Origin of the sequence: Aeromonas enteropelogenes (genome assembly GCF_000819845.1) — a bacterium.
Classification (GTDB): Bacteria; Pseudomonadota; Gammaproteobacteria; order Enterobacterales; family Aeromonadaceae; genus Aeromonas; species Aeromonas enteropelogenes.
The window spans coordinates 29,115-44,174 of sequence record NZ_CDCG01000017.1 but is presented as its reverse complement, the minus strand read 5'-3'; the positions used below and the strand labels follow the sequence as shown (position 1 = coordinate 44,174).

The following is a 15,060-nucleotide window of genomic DNA, read 5'->3' as shown; positions in this document are numbered from 1 at the left end:
ACACGCTTTCTTTCTCACTCGCTCAAAGGACGAGCTCATATGAACGTCTCCTCCTCAGGTCGCCCGACGGGCCGCATCCTGAGTCTGCCCACCCTGTTGCTCGCCCTGCTGTGCGCACTGCTGCTGTTTACCCTGGTGTTGCCCCTCATCAATCCGGGCAGCTGGCTCGGCCGTGCCCAACCGCTGGTGCTGGGGCCCGCCGATCAGCCCCTGGCCACCCTCACCCGCCACTCGCTGCTCTATAAAAGCGACAGCCGTGGCCTCTATCTGGTGGTGCGCAGCCAGTGGCAACTGCTCAAACCGCTGCAACCCGAGGACAGGGTGCGCGTCGAACTGCTCAATGACAAGGGGGAGCGGATCGACCAGCTGAGCCAGCGGGTCGACAAGCGTCAGCGTTGCCGAGAGGCCCGCTGCACCCTTGACCTCAACAGTACCTTGCGGGCACCGGACGATGCCCTCGCCAGCCGCTATCAGCTGCGCATCGGCCTGCTGCTGGCAGACCGTCCCGAGAGCGCCGAGTTCAGCCAGATCCTGCAAACCCTGCCAGAACGGGGATTCAATCTCACCTATCTGTTCACCAGCCTGGTGCTGGTGCTGACCTTGAGCGCCGTCGTGCTCAGGGTACTGATGCCCAGACTCAGGCGCAACATGCGCTGGCGGGTGCTCGGCAGCCTGCTGCTCGGCAATCTCACCTTCGTGCTGCTGCACGGCTTCGTGGTGTTCAAGCTGGGGGAATTTCTGCTCTGGTCGGGTTTTCGACCGGAACACTACTATCTGGCCTGGGCCAGCATGGTGCTGGGTTGGGGCCTGTGCGCCCTGGCGGGGTTCAACCTCTATATGGGGCTGGTCTTCACCGCCCTCTCCGGCATCGGCCTCTTGGCCAACTTCATGAAGATTGCCATCTACGGGGTGCCCCTTGGCGGGGATGATCTTGGCAACCTGCTGGCCCTGGTGCGGATCCTGCTCGATCAGCACCCGGTGCTGCCGATATTGGCCACTTTGCTGGCGCTGTTTCTGTGCTGGCGCTTCGCCCTGTCACGCTGGGTGCTGCGCACCGCCGCCGCCACCGCCGCATTTTTTGCCCTGTGCGTATTCGCCACCCAGACCGGCAACAAGCTGCTGGGAGCCAACATTCGCTACGTGGACAGGGCGGTCAACTATCACAGGGACATCATCCGCTCCGGCCCGGGCCTCTATCTGTTCAACCTGGTGGACGAGATGCTGCAAAGCGGCAGCGTGTTTCGCTATCCGCTGCAGATCAACGAGCTGACGCCGCAGTTGAGCCACCCTCCCCAAGGAATCGCGCCGCGCTGGGATCTGGTGATCGTGTTGCAATATGAATCACTGATGCTCGACTGGCAGGGACGGATCTGCGCCCCTGCCCCCACCTTGCACCTGCCCGCCAGCGTGCAGCAGTGGCGCAAGACCATCCACTCCCCCACCACAGGGGGCATGACGGTGCTGGCGGAGTTCGAGATGAATACCGGTCTGCCGGTGGGCCTGCTCAAACAGGGGGTGGTGCCCTACTATTACCTCTCGGAGCAGGTGCCCGGGCTGGCCCAAAGCGCCAGGCAAAGCGGTTACAAGACCCTGTTCGCCCACCCCTATATGGAGAAGTTCTGGGGCCGCGCCAAGGCCATTCCGGCCCTTGGCTACGAAGAGCGCTGGTTCGATACCCGCTTCACCACCCTGGAGCACAAGGGACTCTATATCTCGGATGATGCGCTGATCGACCATCTGCTCAAGCGCAGCGAGCAGGACAGCCAACCCCTGTTTGCCTATGCGGTCACCATGCAGGGGCACGGCCCCTTCGATGGCCCCCGCTATCAGGGACAGGAACTCAATGGCGCCTGCCCGACCCAGAGCGAGTCAGACAAACAGCTGCTCAACACCTACTACACCGGGGTGGTGGATGCCATGGCATCCCTGGAGCGGCTGATCAAGACCCTGGATCAATCGGGCAAGCGCTATCTGGTGGTGGCTTTTGGCGATCACCAGCCCTTCCTGATGTCAGCGGGCAAGGGTATTCACGGCGACAAGCCGCCGCGCGATGCCAGCTACCAGATCCCCATGATGGCCTTTGCTAGGGCCGACGATCCCTTGTCGCTGGCCCAGCAGTTTGCCCCGGTGCGCCAGCTTTACCAGATGGGCCTGGCCACCCGCCAGCTACTGGCGGGGGACACCACCCCCATCACCGACCGGCCCCTGCTCCACCCGGTACTGGGAGAAGAGAAGGGGTTCGAGGTCTCCCCCCTGGTGCCCCAGATCCGTGCCAGCTTCCGGTCAGACGCCTTGCCCTGAGTCTCCTTCAGCTGAATACACAAGAGGCCGCAGTTGCGGCCTCTTTCATAAAACGGCGAGCTATTGCTCCGGCATTGACTGGAGCATCACTGGCTTACACCACCACGGCGGTACCGCTGATGCTCACCATCAGCATGCTGCCACTCTGGCCCACCACTTCGTAATCGATATCGATCCCGACCACGGCGTTGGCGCCGAGCGCCGCGGCGCGCTCCTTGAGCTCATCGAACGCTATCTCCCGGGCCCGGGCCAGCTCCTTTTCATAGGCACCGGAGCGGCCGCCAATGATGTCGCGGATCCCGGCGAACAGATCCTTGAAGACGTTGGCCCCGAGAATGGCTTCGCCAACCACGATGCCGCGATATTCACGTATGCTCTTGCCTTCCAGAGTGGGGGTGGTGGAGAGGATCATCTTGTACTCCTGCAGGTAACGAAGGAGCCAGCCTACCCCAAGTGGCCGCAAATCCCAACCCGCACGCCAGCCGCACACTGGCGGATAAAAACACACCGCGCACGGGGCGCGGTGTGTTTGTCGTTGGCTGGCGTTACGGATTGTAGGAGACGACCGAGCCACTGAGGCCCGTCATCTGGGCAATCCGTCCCTGCATCCCCTGCAGCTTGGCCTTGGAGACATCCGGACCGATAAAGACCCGGTTGAGCTGGCCCTGCACCGGCGTGCGCGGCGAGGTGTGGGCCGAATAGCCCGCCGCCCGCAGCTTGCTCACCAGCGCATTGACGCTATCGACATTCTTGAAGGCCCCGAGCTGGAGGATCCAGCTGCCCTGTGCCGGCGCGGGAGCTGGCTGGGTCGGCGTGTTCATCTTGCTCTCGATCAAATCGTCGAGGGATTTGATCTGGCCAGCCTGTGGCTTGGGCGGCGTCTTGACCACCTCGGCCGGTTTGGCAGGCTCGGGTTTGACCACCGGCTTGGGTGGCTCGACCGGTTTCTTGGCAACCACTTCGGGCTTGGGTTGCGGTTTGGGTTGTTCGACTGGTGCAGGTGCCGTTGGCTGAGCGGCGCTGCCCTGCCCCTGGTTTGCCAAGGTCATGGGATCGGCGATCTCTTCCACCTGCCACTGCTGGGCCGCCGATGCCTGCTGCTGGCTGGCCTGATGCTCGGCAGGCAGGGTGCTGGCCGCAGAAACCTGCAGTTCGGGACGAGCGGGCTCCAGTTCAGGGCGCAGCGGGATCTTGGCGAATGCCTCCTCCTTTTGCGCCAGCTTCTGCCCATCCAGCAGATCCGGCAGGAAAATGACGACCAAGGCCACCAGGATGACGGTACCCACCAGACGGTTTTGAAACTTCGAGGCCAAGTTGACTCCTAGCTTTACTTAACTCGATACGCGGCAGGCCCCCGCAAGCGGGGGCAGGAGGCTGCCCTAGCGGGGGGCCTGTGCCAAAATGTCGGCGACAGTGTAAAACGAACCAAACACAATGACCATATCATCCGGACTCGATGCAGCCAGGGCAGCCCGATAGGCGTCAACCACGGCATCATGAGTCTGTGCCGGGCCTCTGCCCTCCCCCAGCGCATCGCGCAGCTGGGCGGCGCTGGCCGCCCGCGGCCCGGTGAGACTGGCCAGATGCCACTCGTCAATAAGGCCGTCGAGTTCGGCGAGCGATCCCGCCATGTCCTTGTCTTTCAGCATGCCGACCACGGCCCGGCGCACGCCTTTGCAAGGGAGCTGGCGCAGCTGGCTGGCCAGATAGGCAGCCGAATGGGGATTGTGGGCCACATCGACGATGACCAGCGGCGCAGTTTGCAGCTGTTGCATCCGCCCGGCCAGGCGGGCATTCGCCAACCCTTCGCGGATGGCAGACTCCGGCAGCGGCAATCCAAGGGATTCCAGCGCGGCCAGCACAGTCACCGCGTTCATCAGCGGCAGGGCCGGTTTGGGCAGATCGCACCAGTGGTTGAGACCGTGATAATCCCAACCGCTGTCGTGCTCATCACCACGAAAGTCGATGCCGACCTGACGCAAATTGGCACCGATGCGCTGTGCTTCGCTGGCAATGGTGGCTGGTGGATTGGGCTCACCGCTGATGGCGGGTTTGCCGGCGCGATACACCCCTGCCTTCTCCACCGCCACCGCCTCCCGGGTATCCCCCAGCCAGTCGCAGTGATCGAGCGCAATGGAGGTGATCAGGGCCACATCGGATTCCACCACATTGGTGGCATCGAGCCGGCCGCCCAGCCCCACTTCCAGCAGCAGTACGTCCGGCGCGGCGCGGCGAAACAGCCAGAGCCCAGCCAGGGTGGCAAACTCGAAGAAGGTGAGAGCCGTCTCGCCACGGGCCGCTTCCACTTCGGCAAACGCGGCGCAGTGATCGCTATCGGCCAGCTCTTCGCCGTTGATCCGCACCCGCTCGGTGAAACGCAGCAGATGAGGGGAAGAGTAGACGCCGACCTTATAGCCCGCCGCCATCAGGATGCTGGCCGCCATGGCGCAGCTGGAGCCCTTGCCGTTGGTGCCCGCCACCGTGATCACCTTGAACGGCAGCTCGGTGAGCTCCATCCGGCGGGCGACGAGACCGACCCGATCCAGCCCCATGTCGATATTGACCGGGTGGATCTGCTCCAAATAAGAAAGCCAGTCGACCAGCGACCGGCTTTGGGGTTGTTGCATGTTTGAGCTCATCTTTACTCTTCGATGACGTGCGTATTCATCAGTTTGGCAAGCAGGCTGGCCAGACGATTGCGCATCTCGCGACGGTCGATGATGAGATCGATGGCGCCCTTCTCCAGCAGGAACTCGGAGCGCTGGAAGCCTTCCGGCAGTTTCTCGCGCACTGTCTGCTCGATGACTCGCGGACCGGCAAAGCCGATCAACGCCTTGGGTTCGCCCACGTTGACGTCACCCAGCATGGCGAGACTGGCGGAAACGCCACCCATGGTGGGGTCGGTCAATACAGAGATATAGGGCAGGCCCGCCTTGGAGAGGCGATCCAGCGCCGCGCTGGTCTTGGCCATCTGCATCAGGGAGAACAGGGCCTCCTGCATGCGGGCACCGCCAGAGGCAGAGAAGCAGACCAGGCCGCGACCATCCTTCAGGCACTCCTCGACGGCGCGCACGAAACGGGCACCGACCACGGAGGACATGGAGCCGCCGATGAAGGAGAATTCGAATGAACAGGCAACGACCGGCACCCCTTTGAGGGTCCCTTTCATTACCACCAGCGCATCTTTCTCTCCCGTCTCTTTCTGAGCGGCAGACAAACGATCCTTGTAGCGCTTGGAATCCTTGAATTTCAGTACGTCATGGGGCTCCAGCTCGGCACCGACTTCGGTCCGATCCTGCTCGTCGAGGAAGCTCTCGAGACGGGCACGGGCGCTGATGCGCATATGATGATCACACTTGGGGCACACTTCGAGGTTGCGCTCCAGTTCTGCCCGGTAGAGCACCTGTTCACAAGCACTGCACTTGGTCCACACCCCTTCCGGAATGTTGTGACGACGAGGGGCAGTGATCTTGCTCTTGGGAAGAATCTTCTCAAGCCAGCTCATGGAATTCCTTAATGCTTTTGTGCCTGACAACACGCATCGAGCCTTGGTTGTTCAATGACTTAATAGCTCGATGGCAACAAATGACGGGTCATTAAACCACAATTTTTCGGGCGCAGTTACTAAAAACTGGTCGTACCCGGTGCCGAGTCCGGCAGCCACAGCGGACCGAGCGGCACCCGCGGCAGGGCAAGCTCTGCCGGGTAATCCACGTCCACCAGATAGAGACCACCGGCCTTGGCGGTCGGCCCCGCCAGGTTGCGATCTTTGGCCGCCAATACCTCGGCGATCCACTCCACAGGTTTGAGCCCCTGCCCCACCAGCAGCAGTGAACCTGTGATGTTGCGCACCATGTGGTGCAAGAAGGCGTTGGCGCGGATATCGAGCACCACATAGGGCCCCTGACGGCTGACGCACAGGTGGGTCACATTGCGCCACGGGGTCTTGGACTGGCAACCGATGGCCCGAAACGAGCTGAAATCCTGCTCACCAAGCAGATATTGGCCAGCCTGGTGCATCAGCTCGGCATCGATGGTCTCGTGGTAGTGGCTGACGCCGCTGCCGAGGATCGCCGGGCGATAGTTGTGGTTGTAGATGACATAACGGTAGCGGCGGGCGGTGGCGCTGAAGCGGGCGTGGAACTCCTCGTCTACCTCCTTGACCCAGCGCACGGCGATGTCCGGCGGCAGGTTGGAGTTGAGCCCCAGGGTCCAGGCGGACTCGCTGCGGATCGCGTGGGTATCGAAGTGGATCACCTGGCCGGTAGCATGGACACCGGCATCGGTTCGGCCCGCACACTGGATAGAGACCGGATGATTGGCGATGCGGCTGAGGGCTTTTTCCAGCTCTTCCTGCACGCTGATCACTTCGCGCTGACGCTGCCAGCCAAAATACCGGCTGCCGTCATATTCAATACCTAGGGCAATTCGCATGGATAAACTTGTCTTGTTGTAAAAGGACGGTGAAAGAAAACTGGCGGATTATACGCGCCTCGTCTCAAAAATCCCAAAAAGCCGAAAGAAAAGGGGCAGCCTGCCGGCTGCCCCTGTCGTCATTGTCTTGCAGGCGCTGGTCTAGCCAAGGCGCTTGAGCAGCTTCTCGGCTTCGGCGCGCTGGTGATCGCTCCCCTGCTCCACCGCCTCTTGCAGCAGCTCGCGGGCGCTATCCTTGTCGTCGATCTCGAGGTAGGCGCGGGCCAGATCCAGCTTGGCCCCCACGCCGCCATCGTCGGCGTCCACGTCAAACCCGGTGGACTCCGGCAACACTTCGGGGAAACCGTCCAGCCCCACGTCCAGGGAGAAGTTCTGGTAAGGCTCCTGCTCGGGCACACCGGCATCGGCTTCGGCCAGCAGCTTGTCAATCTCGACGTAGCCGTTCTCCTCGGCCTGCTCGCGCGGCTGCACATCGCTCGGATGAGACTCCACCTCGGTGAAGGCATCTTCGAAATCGGCCAGCGCCAGTTCGTTGGGATCCCACTCCAGATCCGGTTTGGCATCCTGGGTACCGGTAGGCTCCAGGCCAAGCTCGGCCAGCATCTCGTCGGCACTGCTGTCTGCGCTCAGTTCGATCGCCTCGTCCCCCTTCGCCTCTTCACTCTTCACCTCATCGGTGGGCGCGTCGAAGGCACTCTCGAAATCGCTGAGATCGAAGCTTGCCAGCTCATCATCCGCCTCTTTATCAGTGGCGTGCTGGTTCAGTTCGGGTTCGATATCCGCAGCAAGATCGGCATCCAGCTCGGCAAACAGGGCCGCTTGCAGCTCCTCTTCGCTCATGATCTCGTCGGCGGCATCCGGCTTGGGATTGAACTCGCCGGCCAGATCCATGGCGGGTTCACTGTCCAGCGCCACCGGTTCGTCATGCTCCAGATCGAGGTCGGGCACCAGATCCGGATCGCGGCTCGCACTCTGGGCCGGCATCCGCTCGGGCTCGAAGCCTTGCAGCTCCATCTCGCCCTCATCGCTGAACACCAGATCCACATCCGCTTTTTCCGGCTCGTCCGGTGCAAAGCCGTCCGGGGTGTTGAGATCCGGCACCACAGAGCGCACCGGTTCGCTGTCGGTCACATCGACGCTGAGCAGGTCGTCAAACTCGTTGCGATCCTGATCCATCATCATGGCGGTGGATTCGGAGAGGCTCTTCTCCTGCTCTTCCAGCTCGCGGCGGGCACGAGCACGCAACCACAGGGTCACCATCGCCAATACCAGCAAGACCGGCAGCAGGATGATCATGGCCAGGTTGAGCGGCGAAGAGAGCAAGTCCATCAGCCAGTTCTGCTTGGGTTCTGGCTCGGCCGCCATCGGCGGTACCGGTTTGGCCTTGAGTTCGGCAATCTCTTTTTGCAGCGCAGTCTGATCCTGCAACTGGGCCTTGAGGGTTTCCACCTCCTCGGTCAGGGATTGCAGGCGCAGCTTGAGCCTGTGGTTCATCTCGGTCATCTGGCCGAGCTGGGCATTGGCATCTTCCAGCGCCAGCGCCATCTCGGTCGCCGGTTGGCCCACCGGCTTGTCGAGATCGGACGGCAGCGGGGTCGGCGCCGTTTCGGCTGCCGCACTCGGGGCCGCGACCACCGCCTCTTTCGGGGCGGGTTCGCTTACCTTGGCCACTTCCTGCGGTTGTGCCTTGGGTTCGACGACAGGTGCAGGAATGGGCGCCGGCTTGACGACCGGAGCGGGAGCCACAGGCGCTTTCACGGATTCGGGTTTGACCGGCTCAGGCTTGGCAGGGGCCGCCTTGGCCACCACGGGCTTGGCGGTATGAGCCTGCTTGTCAGCCAGATATTTGGGGCTCAGCCCCTTCCAGCTGGCGTTGTCACTGCGGAACTTGGCGCGGGCCTCGGCATCCGTGATGACGCTCGCTTCTGCCGCCGTGGGCAGCAAGATGCGGGACCCCACCAAGATATGGTTGATGTTGCCATCGGCGAAGCTGCGGGGGTTTTTCTCGTAGATGGCGACCATGGTCTGGTAGACGCTGACCCGGCTGGAGGGGCGGTACTTGTTCGCCAGGCTCCAGAGGGTATCGGTCGGGCGGATCGGGCCATAGCTGCCCGCATTGGCGGTGGCGACCTGACGAACCACGGGCTGGGCGGTGGCACGCACCGGTTGTGCCACGGGTCTTGCTGCCGGCTCGGCCTGCTGCTGAGTATTGACGGCAGGTGCTTCAGGCTGATCAGGGCCTTTCAGCTCGACAAAAAAAGGCGCGCGCGCAGGATCTTCGGCCTGGGCCGGGCCCAGCAGGCCCAGTGCGAGTAGCGTTGCCAACGTTATGCGGGAATGTCCCATATTCGTTCCTTCGTATGACGGCCCTATCACATTGAAAAATCTGGATAGTTACCCCAAAACAATCGGTTCAATATAAATCAGGCTTGCATCGCAAGCCAGCAGTCCGACACATTTAGCACCCAACTTGTTCCTGAGTGTAGGAAAAAACTTAATCAGTTGATATCACAACAGAATCTGGATGCAACGGAGTGCGGCCCCGGTCACACCCGGATCAGGTGCGCCAGTGCCGGCATCGGGTGCCCGGGTACGCGGCGCTCCCTGCCGCGTCCCCATACTGCCTTCAGCCCTTACAGATAGTCGCGCACCAGCAATTCGGCAATCTGTACGCTGTTGGTGGCGGCGCCCTTACGAACGTTATCGGCCACGATCCACATATTTACACCACAAGGGTGAGAAATATCCTGGCGAACTCGGCCCACCAGCACCTCATCCTTGCCGGTGGCGTCGCGCACCGGGGTCGGATAATCCTCTTCCTCGTCAAACAGGGTCACGCCAGGAGCATGGCGCAGCAGATCCTTGACCTGCTCGGCATCCAGCGGCTGGTGCAGTTCGACATGGACCGCCTCGGCATGGCCGTAGAACACCGGCACCCGCACGCAGGTAGGGTTCACCGCGATGCTGGCATCCCCCAGGATCTTCTGGGTTTCCCACACCATCTTCATCTCTTCACGGGTGTAGCCGTTGTCGGTGAAGCTGTCGATCTGCGGAATGAGGTTGAAGGCGATCTGCTGCGGATAGAGACTCGGCTCCACCGGACGGCCGTTGAGCAGCTGCGCGGTCTGGCCGGCCAGCTCGCTCACCCCCTCCTTGCCGGAACCGGAGACGGACTGGTAGGTCGCCACGTTGATGCGGGCAATGCCCACCTCGTCGTGCAGGGGCTTGAGCGCCACCAGCATCTGGATGGTGGAGCAGTTCGGGTTGGCGATGATGTTGCGGTTGCGAAAATCCGCCAGGGCGTCCGGGTTCACCTCCGGGATCACCAGCGGAATGTCTTCGTCGTAACGGAAGCAGGAGGTATTGTCGATGACGATGCAGCCGTGCTCGGCGGCAACCGGCGCCCATTTGGCGGACGCCTCGGCACCGGCGGAGAAGAGGGCGATCTGCACCTGGCTCCAGTCAAACTCCTCGACATCCTGGATCTCGAGGTTCTTGCCATCAAAGCGCACGGTTTCACCGGCGCTGCGGCTGGAGGCCAGCGGATAGAGGGTCGCCACCGGGAACTCGCGCTCCTCCAGGATCTCGATCATCGCCTGACCCACGGCGCCGCTTGCGCCCAATACCGCTACGTTAAACTGCTGGCTCATTCTGTTCTCCTCTGAAAATGGTGCGATGGCGCCGACAGGCGCCATGGTCGGCAGACTGGTGTCTGCCTGAAATGTCCGAACCGGTGCAAGGAACTCGGCACCGGTTCGGTAATAACTTGGCAATCACGCGCGAATGGCCGCTTCGGGCCACCCGATCAGGGCCGGGAGATATCGAATCCCAAGGCCCCCAACGCCGCGCTGGCATGCTCCCCCCCGATCTGCAGGGAGGATAGTTCACGGCGCTCCGGGTAGTGCTTGCGCTGGGCATCGAAACTGCCGGGCAGCCCCAGCCGGTTGCGAAAACGGGCATCATCGCGGCGCACGTCATAAATAAGGTGCACCAGCTGCTTGATCAACGCCTGATCCGGCGCCCGGCCCGGCTCGACCAGCCGCACATCAGGCGGCGGCAGGAGGCGGCGCAGATCCTGGCGCGGCTCGCGCTCCAGCTGGCGGCAGAGCGCCTCATAGAGCATCCAGGTGCCACGGGCCTTGCCCTCCAGGCTATAGCCCGCAATATGGGGCGTGGCGATCTCGGTATGAGGCACCAGCGCCTGCAACGGATCGGGCTCCCCTTCCCACACATCCATTACCAGCCGCAGTGGTTCAGGCCCCTGTTGGCGGGCAAGCAGCGCCCGGTTGTCCCACACCTCGCCGCGGGAGGCGTTGATAAGGATCTGGCCTGCGGGCCGCCTGGCAATCTCCTGCTCCCCCAGCAAATGGAAGGTGGCATCCGACCCCTCGCGGGTGATGGGCACGTGGAAGCTGATGATATCGGCGCCAAGGGCGCTCTGGTAATCTACATACTCCCCCGCCGCGCCACTGCGGGCCTTGGGCGGATCACAGCGCAGCACCTTCATGCCGAGCGCCTCGGCCTTGCCGGCCACGCACTCACCCGTGTTGCCGGCACCGATCACCGCCAGGGTCAGGTTGGCGAGCACCAGCTCGTAGCGCTCGGCCAGCACCAGCAAGGCGCTCAGCACATAGTCACCGACCGAATACTTGTTGCAGCCGGGGGCACTGAAAAAGGGGATGTGGCGACTCGCCAGGAGCGCCTTGTCCACATGATCCGTCCCTATGGTGGCGGTACCGACGAAGCGCAATTTGGGACAATCCGCCAGCAGGGCCGCATCGACCCGGGTGACGGAGCGCACCAGGAGGACGTCCGCATCCTGCAGATCCTGCGCCTGCATCTGCCGCCCTGGCAGGGGGACGACCTCACCGAATTCGGCAAACAGCTCCACGGCGTGGGGCATATTCTCATCAACGACTATTTTCATCGGGCTCTCTTTGGTCAATACCGCCAGCGCGCGCCATTCTAGCCCAAAGCCAGTCAGGATTTCAGCCCGTTAGGCAATAACAGTGCCCGCGCGTCCCGATTTCAGTGCGGCGGTACACACAACAACCAGACGGAGGGCGCTATGTGGCCGATTGTGTAAGCAGAGGTAACAAGGAGGCGGCAGACTTTGCCCTCCCGGTTACCCGCTGGCACAATGACCCTCTTTTGCCATCGCCCTTGTCTCTTTTCTTTATGTCGCCACAGCTTCACGCCACCGCCCTCACTCGCCGTCAGGTAGCCGGTTTCAGCGCCCTGCTGATCCTTCCCCTGCTGCTGCTCGTCTGCCTGCCCTGGCAACCTTTTATTCCCGCGCTGCTGCATGAGGACTGGCTATGGTGGCTCTACGCCCTTACCCGTACGGTCGATCTCCCCGGTATCGCGGTAACAGGCGCTGTGTTGCTGCTGCTGACCCGCCACAAGCTCAAGTTGGATCACGCCGCCTTCGTGGCCCTCGCCGGCGCCCTGTTTGCCCTGCTGGCCTGTGACTGGCTCCTCAAGAGCCTCATCAAGCACCTGACCGAGGAGCCCAGGCCCTATCTGCTCTGGCTCGAGAGCCAATCCCTCATCCCGGCGCTCAAGACCTTCTACACCAGCGCCACCGAGCTGCGCAGCGAACAGGTCCATGCCGCCAGTCAGTTGCTGGCCCTGCCCGACTGGCTGGGTCATCACTGGCAGGCAGAGGTGAACTACGCCTTCCCCTCCGGCCACAGCATCGCCGCCATCGCGCTGGCCCAGTTTTTCGGCCTGATCTGGCTGGCCCGAGCCCCCGGGGGAGTCTGGCTGCTCCCCCTGTGGGCACTGGGAATTGGTCTGTCTCGGATGCTGCTCGGCATGCACTGGCCCATTGACGTGCTGGCCAGCGCCGTGCTTGGCGCCTTCACCGCCCTCATTGCGGCGCGCTGGTGGCTGCGCCGCTACTAGGTCGCCCCCCTCTGGCCAGACGGGGGGACAAGCACCGGCTTTTTTGCCATAATGCCGCCCTGTTTTACGCCGACCGAGATCCCATGACCGACGCAGTTCATACCCTCAAGGGCCGTTTTCGTGGTTTTTACCCCGTCGTCATCGATGTTGAGACCGCAGGTTTCAATGCCAAAACCGATGCCCTGCTCGAAATCGCCGCTTATACCCTGAAAATGGATGAGCAGGGCTGGCTCGTGCCCGACCAAATCTTCCACTTTCATGTCGAGCCGTTCGAAGGGGCCAATCTGGAGAAGGCCGCGCTGGAGTTCACCGGCATCGACCCCTACAACCCGCTGCGCGGGGCCGTCTCAGAGAAAGAGGCGCTGACCGAGATCTTCAAGGGCATTCGCAAGGGGATGAAGGAGCAGGATTGCGGCCGCGCCATCATAGTGGCCCACAACGCCACCTTCGATCATGGCTTTGTCATGGCCGCCGCCGAGCGGGCCGGGCTCAAGCGCAATCCGTTCCACCCTTTTGCCACCTTCGATACCGCCGCCCTGTCCGGGCTGGCCCTCGGCCAGACAGTGCTGGCCAAGGCGTGTCAGGCGGCCCGCATCCCGTTTGACAACAAAGAGGCCCACTCCGCCCTCTATGATACGGAGCGCACCACGGATCTCTTCTGCCATATCGTCAACCGCTGGAAGAGCATGGGGGGCTGGCCTCCCGCCCAAGTGGATGAAGAGACCACTGATGCCCCTGCCAACAACGATGCGCAGGATGCATAAACAAAAGGCTGCCATGGGCAGCCTTTTTGCTTTTTGGCCATGAGGCCGGAGCCTCTTCCTGGTCCCATTCTGACCAGCATAGAGATGAACTGCGGAGATAAATCCCGTACAGGATCAACTTTGTGCCAGATGCCGCTACCGGATGGCCCTCTCTCCTGATTTTTTTCTCGACATTTGTCACATTTTTCGCAAACTAGCTCTCTTTCATATGACAGACAGCAATCACAAACTATAAGGAAATCAAATGAATCCTGTTGTTGTCGCAGTGGGGCTGATGCTGGTGCTCAGCCTGCTGCGGATCAATGTGGTGGTCTCCCTCGCCTTGGGCGCCATTGCCGGCGGCCTGGTCGGCGGGCTTTCGCTGACCGACACCCTCAGCACCTTCAGCGGTGGCCTGGGTGGCGGTGCCGAAATCGCCCTCTCTTACGCCATGCTGGGCGCCTTCGCCGTCGCCATCTCCCGCTCCGGGATCACCGACCTGCTGGCCCGCAAGGTGATCAGCCAACTGGGCAAGGATGCCAGCAGCTCCCGTATCCTCTGGGTCAAGGCTCTGCTGCTTTGCTCCATCCTGGCCGTCGCCATCTCTTCCCAGAACCTGATCCCGGTTCATATCGCCTTCATTCCGATCCTGATCCCACCCCTGTTGCACGTGATGGCACAGATGCGGATCGACCGTCGCCAGGTAGCCTGTGTCATCACCTTCGGCCTGACCGCGACCTATATGCTGTTGCCGGTCGGCTTTGGCGGCATTTTCCTGAACAACATTCTGGCCAAGAACCTGATCGACAACGGCGTCGCCATCACCACCAGCCAGATCCCGATGGCCATGGCTATCCCGGTCGGCGGCATGGTGCTGGGTCTGCTGGTGGCCGTGTTCATCAGCTATCGCAAGCCCCGTCAGTATGATCTGGCCAAGATCCTGGATGCCGAGCCGGAAGCCGTCGAGCTCAACCTCACCCACATCTGGGTTGCCTTGCTTGCCATCGCCGTGGCCCTCGGGCTGCAGCTGATGACCAACAGCATCGTCCTGGGTGCCCTGGCCGGTTTCGTCATCTTCACCTGTGGTGGCGTCATCAAGTTCCGCGAGAGCCAGGATGCCTTCACCCAGGGGGTGCGCATGATGTCGCTGATTGGCTTCATCATGATCTCCGCCGCCGGTTTTGCCGCCGTGATGAAGGCCACCCACGGGGTCGAAAGCCTGGTGCAGGTCGTTGCCTCCAGCATTGGCCAGCACAAAGGGATTGCCGCCTTCCTGATGCTGCTGGTGGGTCTGCTTATCACCATGGGGATTGGCTCCTCTTTCTCCACCGTGCCCATCATCGCCACCATTTATGTGCCCCTCTGCCTGCAACTGGGCTTCTCCCCCATGGCGATCATCGCCCTGGTCGGCACCGCCGGCGCGCTGGGTGATGCTGGCTCCCCCGCCTCTGACTCCACCCTGGGCCCGACCTCGGGTCTCAATGCCGATGGTCAGCACGACCATATCTGGGACAGCGTGGTGCCCACCTTTATCCACTACAATATCCCGCTCATCATCTTCGGCTGGATTGCCGCCATGGTGCTCTAAGCGCGAGATATCCGGCTGGATAAAGAGATGCAAAAGGCGACCTAGGGTCGCCTTTTTACTGCCTGCCGCCGACTACTAATGGAAGAG

The 15,060-nt window shown here is 62.2% G+C and carries 12 protein-coding genes; 4 read left to right on the top strand and 8 right to left on the bottom strand.

The genetic code is table 11. The features are described 5' to 3' along the window. The first annotated feature begins 39 nt into the window (after nucleotides 1-39). The gene (locus tag BN1123_RS06640) at nucleotides 40-2,301 is read left to right on the top strand and encodes an LTA synthase family protein (protein WP_042025988.1); all 2,262 of its coding nucleotides are present in this window, start codon (nucleotides 40-42) and stop codon (nucleotides 2,299-2,301) included. A 94-nt stretch (nucleotides 2,302-2,395) separates the two neighbouring features. Here the strand turns inward: BN1123_RS06640 and BN1123_RS06635 are convergent, their stop codons facing one another. The 8 genes from BN1123_RS06635 to BN1123_RS06600 all read right to left on the bottom strand — a co-directional run bounded on the left by BN1123_RS06635 (nucleotide 2,396) and on the right by BN1123_RS06600 (nucleotide 11,662). Beyond that, nucleotides 2,396-2,713 (bottom strand): heavy metal-binding domain-containing protein, encoded by a 318-nt coding sequence (locus tag BN1123_RS06635; protein WP_042025987.1) that lies wholly within the window; start codon nucleotides 2,711-2,713, stop codon nucleotides 2,396-2,398. Nucleotides 2,714-2,846: 133 nt separating this feature from the next. After that, entirely contained in the window at nucleotides 2,847-3,614 is a 768-nt protein-coding gene (gene dedD / locus BN1123_RS06630) for a cell division protein DedD (RefSeq protein WP_042025986.1), read from the bottom strand. A 66-nt stretch (nucleotides 3,615-3,680) separates the two neighbouring features. Further along, nucleotides 3,681-4,940 carry a bifunctional tetrahydrofolate synthase/dihydrofolate synthase gene (gene folC, locus BN1123_RS06625; protein ID WP_042025985.1) on the bottom strand — a complete coding sequence of 420 codons (1,260 nt, stop codon included), beginning with the start codon at nucleotides 4,938-4,940 and terminating at the stop codon, nucleotides 3,681-3,683. A gap of 2 nt (nucleotides 4,941-4,942) precedes the next feature. Next, nucleotides 4,943-5,806 carry an acetyl-CoA carboxylase, carboxyltransferase subunit beta gene (accD, locus tag BN1123_RS06620; RefSeq protein ID WP_026458562.1) on the bottom strand — a complete coding sequence of 288 codons (864 nt, stop codon included), beginning with the start codon at nucleotides 5,804-5,806 and terminating at the stop codon, nucleotides 4,943-4,945. Nucleotides 5,807-5,925: 119 nt separating this feature from the next. Next, nucleotides 5,926-6,735, bottom strand: coding sequence for a tRNA pseudouridine(38-40) synthase TruA (gene truA / locus BN1123_RS06615; protein WP_042025983.1), 810 nt, complete (start codon nucleotides 6,733-6,735; stop codon nucleotides 5,926-5,928). A gap of 141 nt (nucleotides 6,736-6,876) precedes the next feature. Beyond that, nucleotides 6,877-9,081 carry a FimV/HubP family polar landmark protein gene (locus BN1123_RS06610; RefSeq protein ID WP_042025982.1) on the bottom strand — a complete coding sequence of 735 codons (2,205 nt, stop codon included), beginning with the start codon at nucleotides 9,079-9,081 and terminating at the stop codon, nucleotides 6,877-6,879. 287 nt (nucleotides 9,082-9,368) lie between these two features. After that, nucleotides 9,369-10,385: an aspartate-semialdehyde dehydrogenase gene (locus BN1123_RS06605; RefSeq protein WP_042025981.1), complete on the bottom strand. Its 1,017-nt coding sequence runs from the start codon at nucleotides 10,383-10,385 to the stop codon at nucleotides 9,369-9,371. A 155-nt stretch (nucleotides 10,386-10,540) separates the two neighbouring features. Beyond that, nucleotides 10,541-11,662: a 4-phosphoerythronate dehydrogenase gene (locus BN1123_RS06600; protein WP_042025980.1), complete on the bottom strand. Its 1,122-nt coding sequence runs from the start codon at nucleotides 11,660-11,662 to the stop codon at nucleotides 10,541-10,543. Between the two features lie 251 nt (nucleotides 11,663-11,913). Here BN1123_RS06600 and BN1123_RS06595 point away from each other — a divergent pair, with 251 nt between their 5' ends. The 3 genes from BN1123_RS06595 to BN1123_RS06585 all read left to right on the top strand — a co-directional run bounded on the left by BN1123_RS06595 (nucleotide 11,914) and on the right by BN1123_RS06585 (nucleotide 14,973). Next, nucleotides 11,914-12,642 (top strand): phosphatase PAP2 family protein, encoded by a 729-nt coding sequence (locus BN1123_RS06595; protein WP_042025979.1) that lies wholly within the window; start codon nucleotides 11,914-11,916, stop codon nucleotides 12,640-12,642. A gap of 83 nt (nucleotides 12,643-12,725) precedes the next feature. Next, the gene (gene rnt / locus BN1123_RS06590) at nucleotides 12,726-13,406 is read left to right on the top strand and encodes a ribonuclease T (protein WP_042025977.1); all 681 of its coding nucleotides are present in this window, start codon (nucleotides 12,726-12,728) and stop codon (nucleotides 13,404-13,406) included. Nucleotides 13,407-13,650: 244 nt separating this feature from the next. Then, entirely contained in the window at nucleotides 13,651-14,973 is a 1,323-nt protein-coding gene (locus BN1123_RS06585) for a Na+/H+ antiporter family protein (RefSeq protein WP_042025976.1), read from the top strand. Nucleotides 14,974-15,060 lie beyond the last annotated feature (87 nt).

Bases quoted from the DNA above. Each gene is read 5' to 3' on its own strand.
- folC (WP_042025985.1), bottom strand. From the start codon at position 4,940: ATGAGCTCAAACATGCAACAACCCCAAAGCCGGTCGCTGGTCGACTGG.
- rnt (WP_042025977.1), top strand. From the start codon at position 12,726: ATGACCGACGCAGTTCATACCCTCAAGGGCCGTTTTCGTGGTTTTTAC.
- truA (WP_042025983.1), bottom strand. From the start codon at position 6,735: ATGCGAATTGCCCTAGGTATTGAATATGACGGCAGCCGGTATTTTGGC.
- BN1123_RS06585 (WP_042025976.1), top strand. From the start codon at position 13,651: ATGAATCCTGTTGTTGTCGCAGTGGGGCTGATGCTGGTGCTCAGCCTG.
- BN1123_RS06605 (WP_042025981.1), bottom strand. From the start codon at position 10,385: ATGAGCCAGCAGTTTAACGTAGCGGTATTGGGCGCAAGCGGCGCCGTG.
- BN1123_RS06610 (WP_042025982.1), bottom strand. From the start codon at position 9,081: ATGGGACATTCCCGCATAACGTTGGCAACGCTACTCGCACTGGGCCTG.
- accD (WP_026458562.1), bottom strand. From the start codon at position 5,806: ATGAGCTGGCTTGAGAAGATTCTTCCCAAGAGCAAGATCACTGCCCCT.
- BN1123_RS06595 (WP_042025979.1), top strand. From the start codon at position 11,914: ATGTCGCCACAGCTTCACGCCACCGCCCTCACTCGCCGTCAGGTAGCC.
- BN1123_RS06640 (WP_042025988.1), top strand. From the start codon at position 40: ATGAACGTCTCCTCCTCAGGTCGCCCGACGGGCCGCATCCTGAGTCTG.
- BN1123_RS06635 (WP_042025987.1), bottom strand. From the start codon at position 2,713: ATGATCCTCTCCACCACCCCCACTCTGGAAGGCAAGAGCATACGTGAA.
- BN1123_RS06600 (WP_042025980.1), bottom strand. From the start codon at position 11,662: ATGAAAATAGTCGTTGATGAGAATATGCCCCACGCCGTGGAGCTGTTT.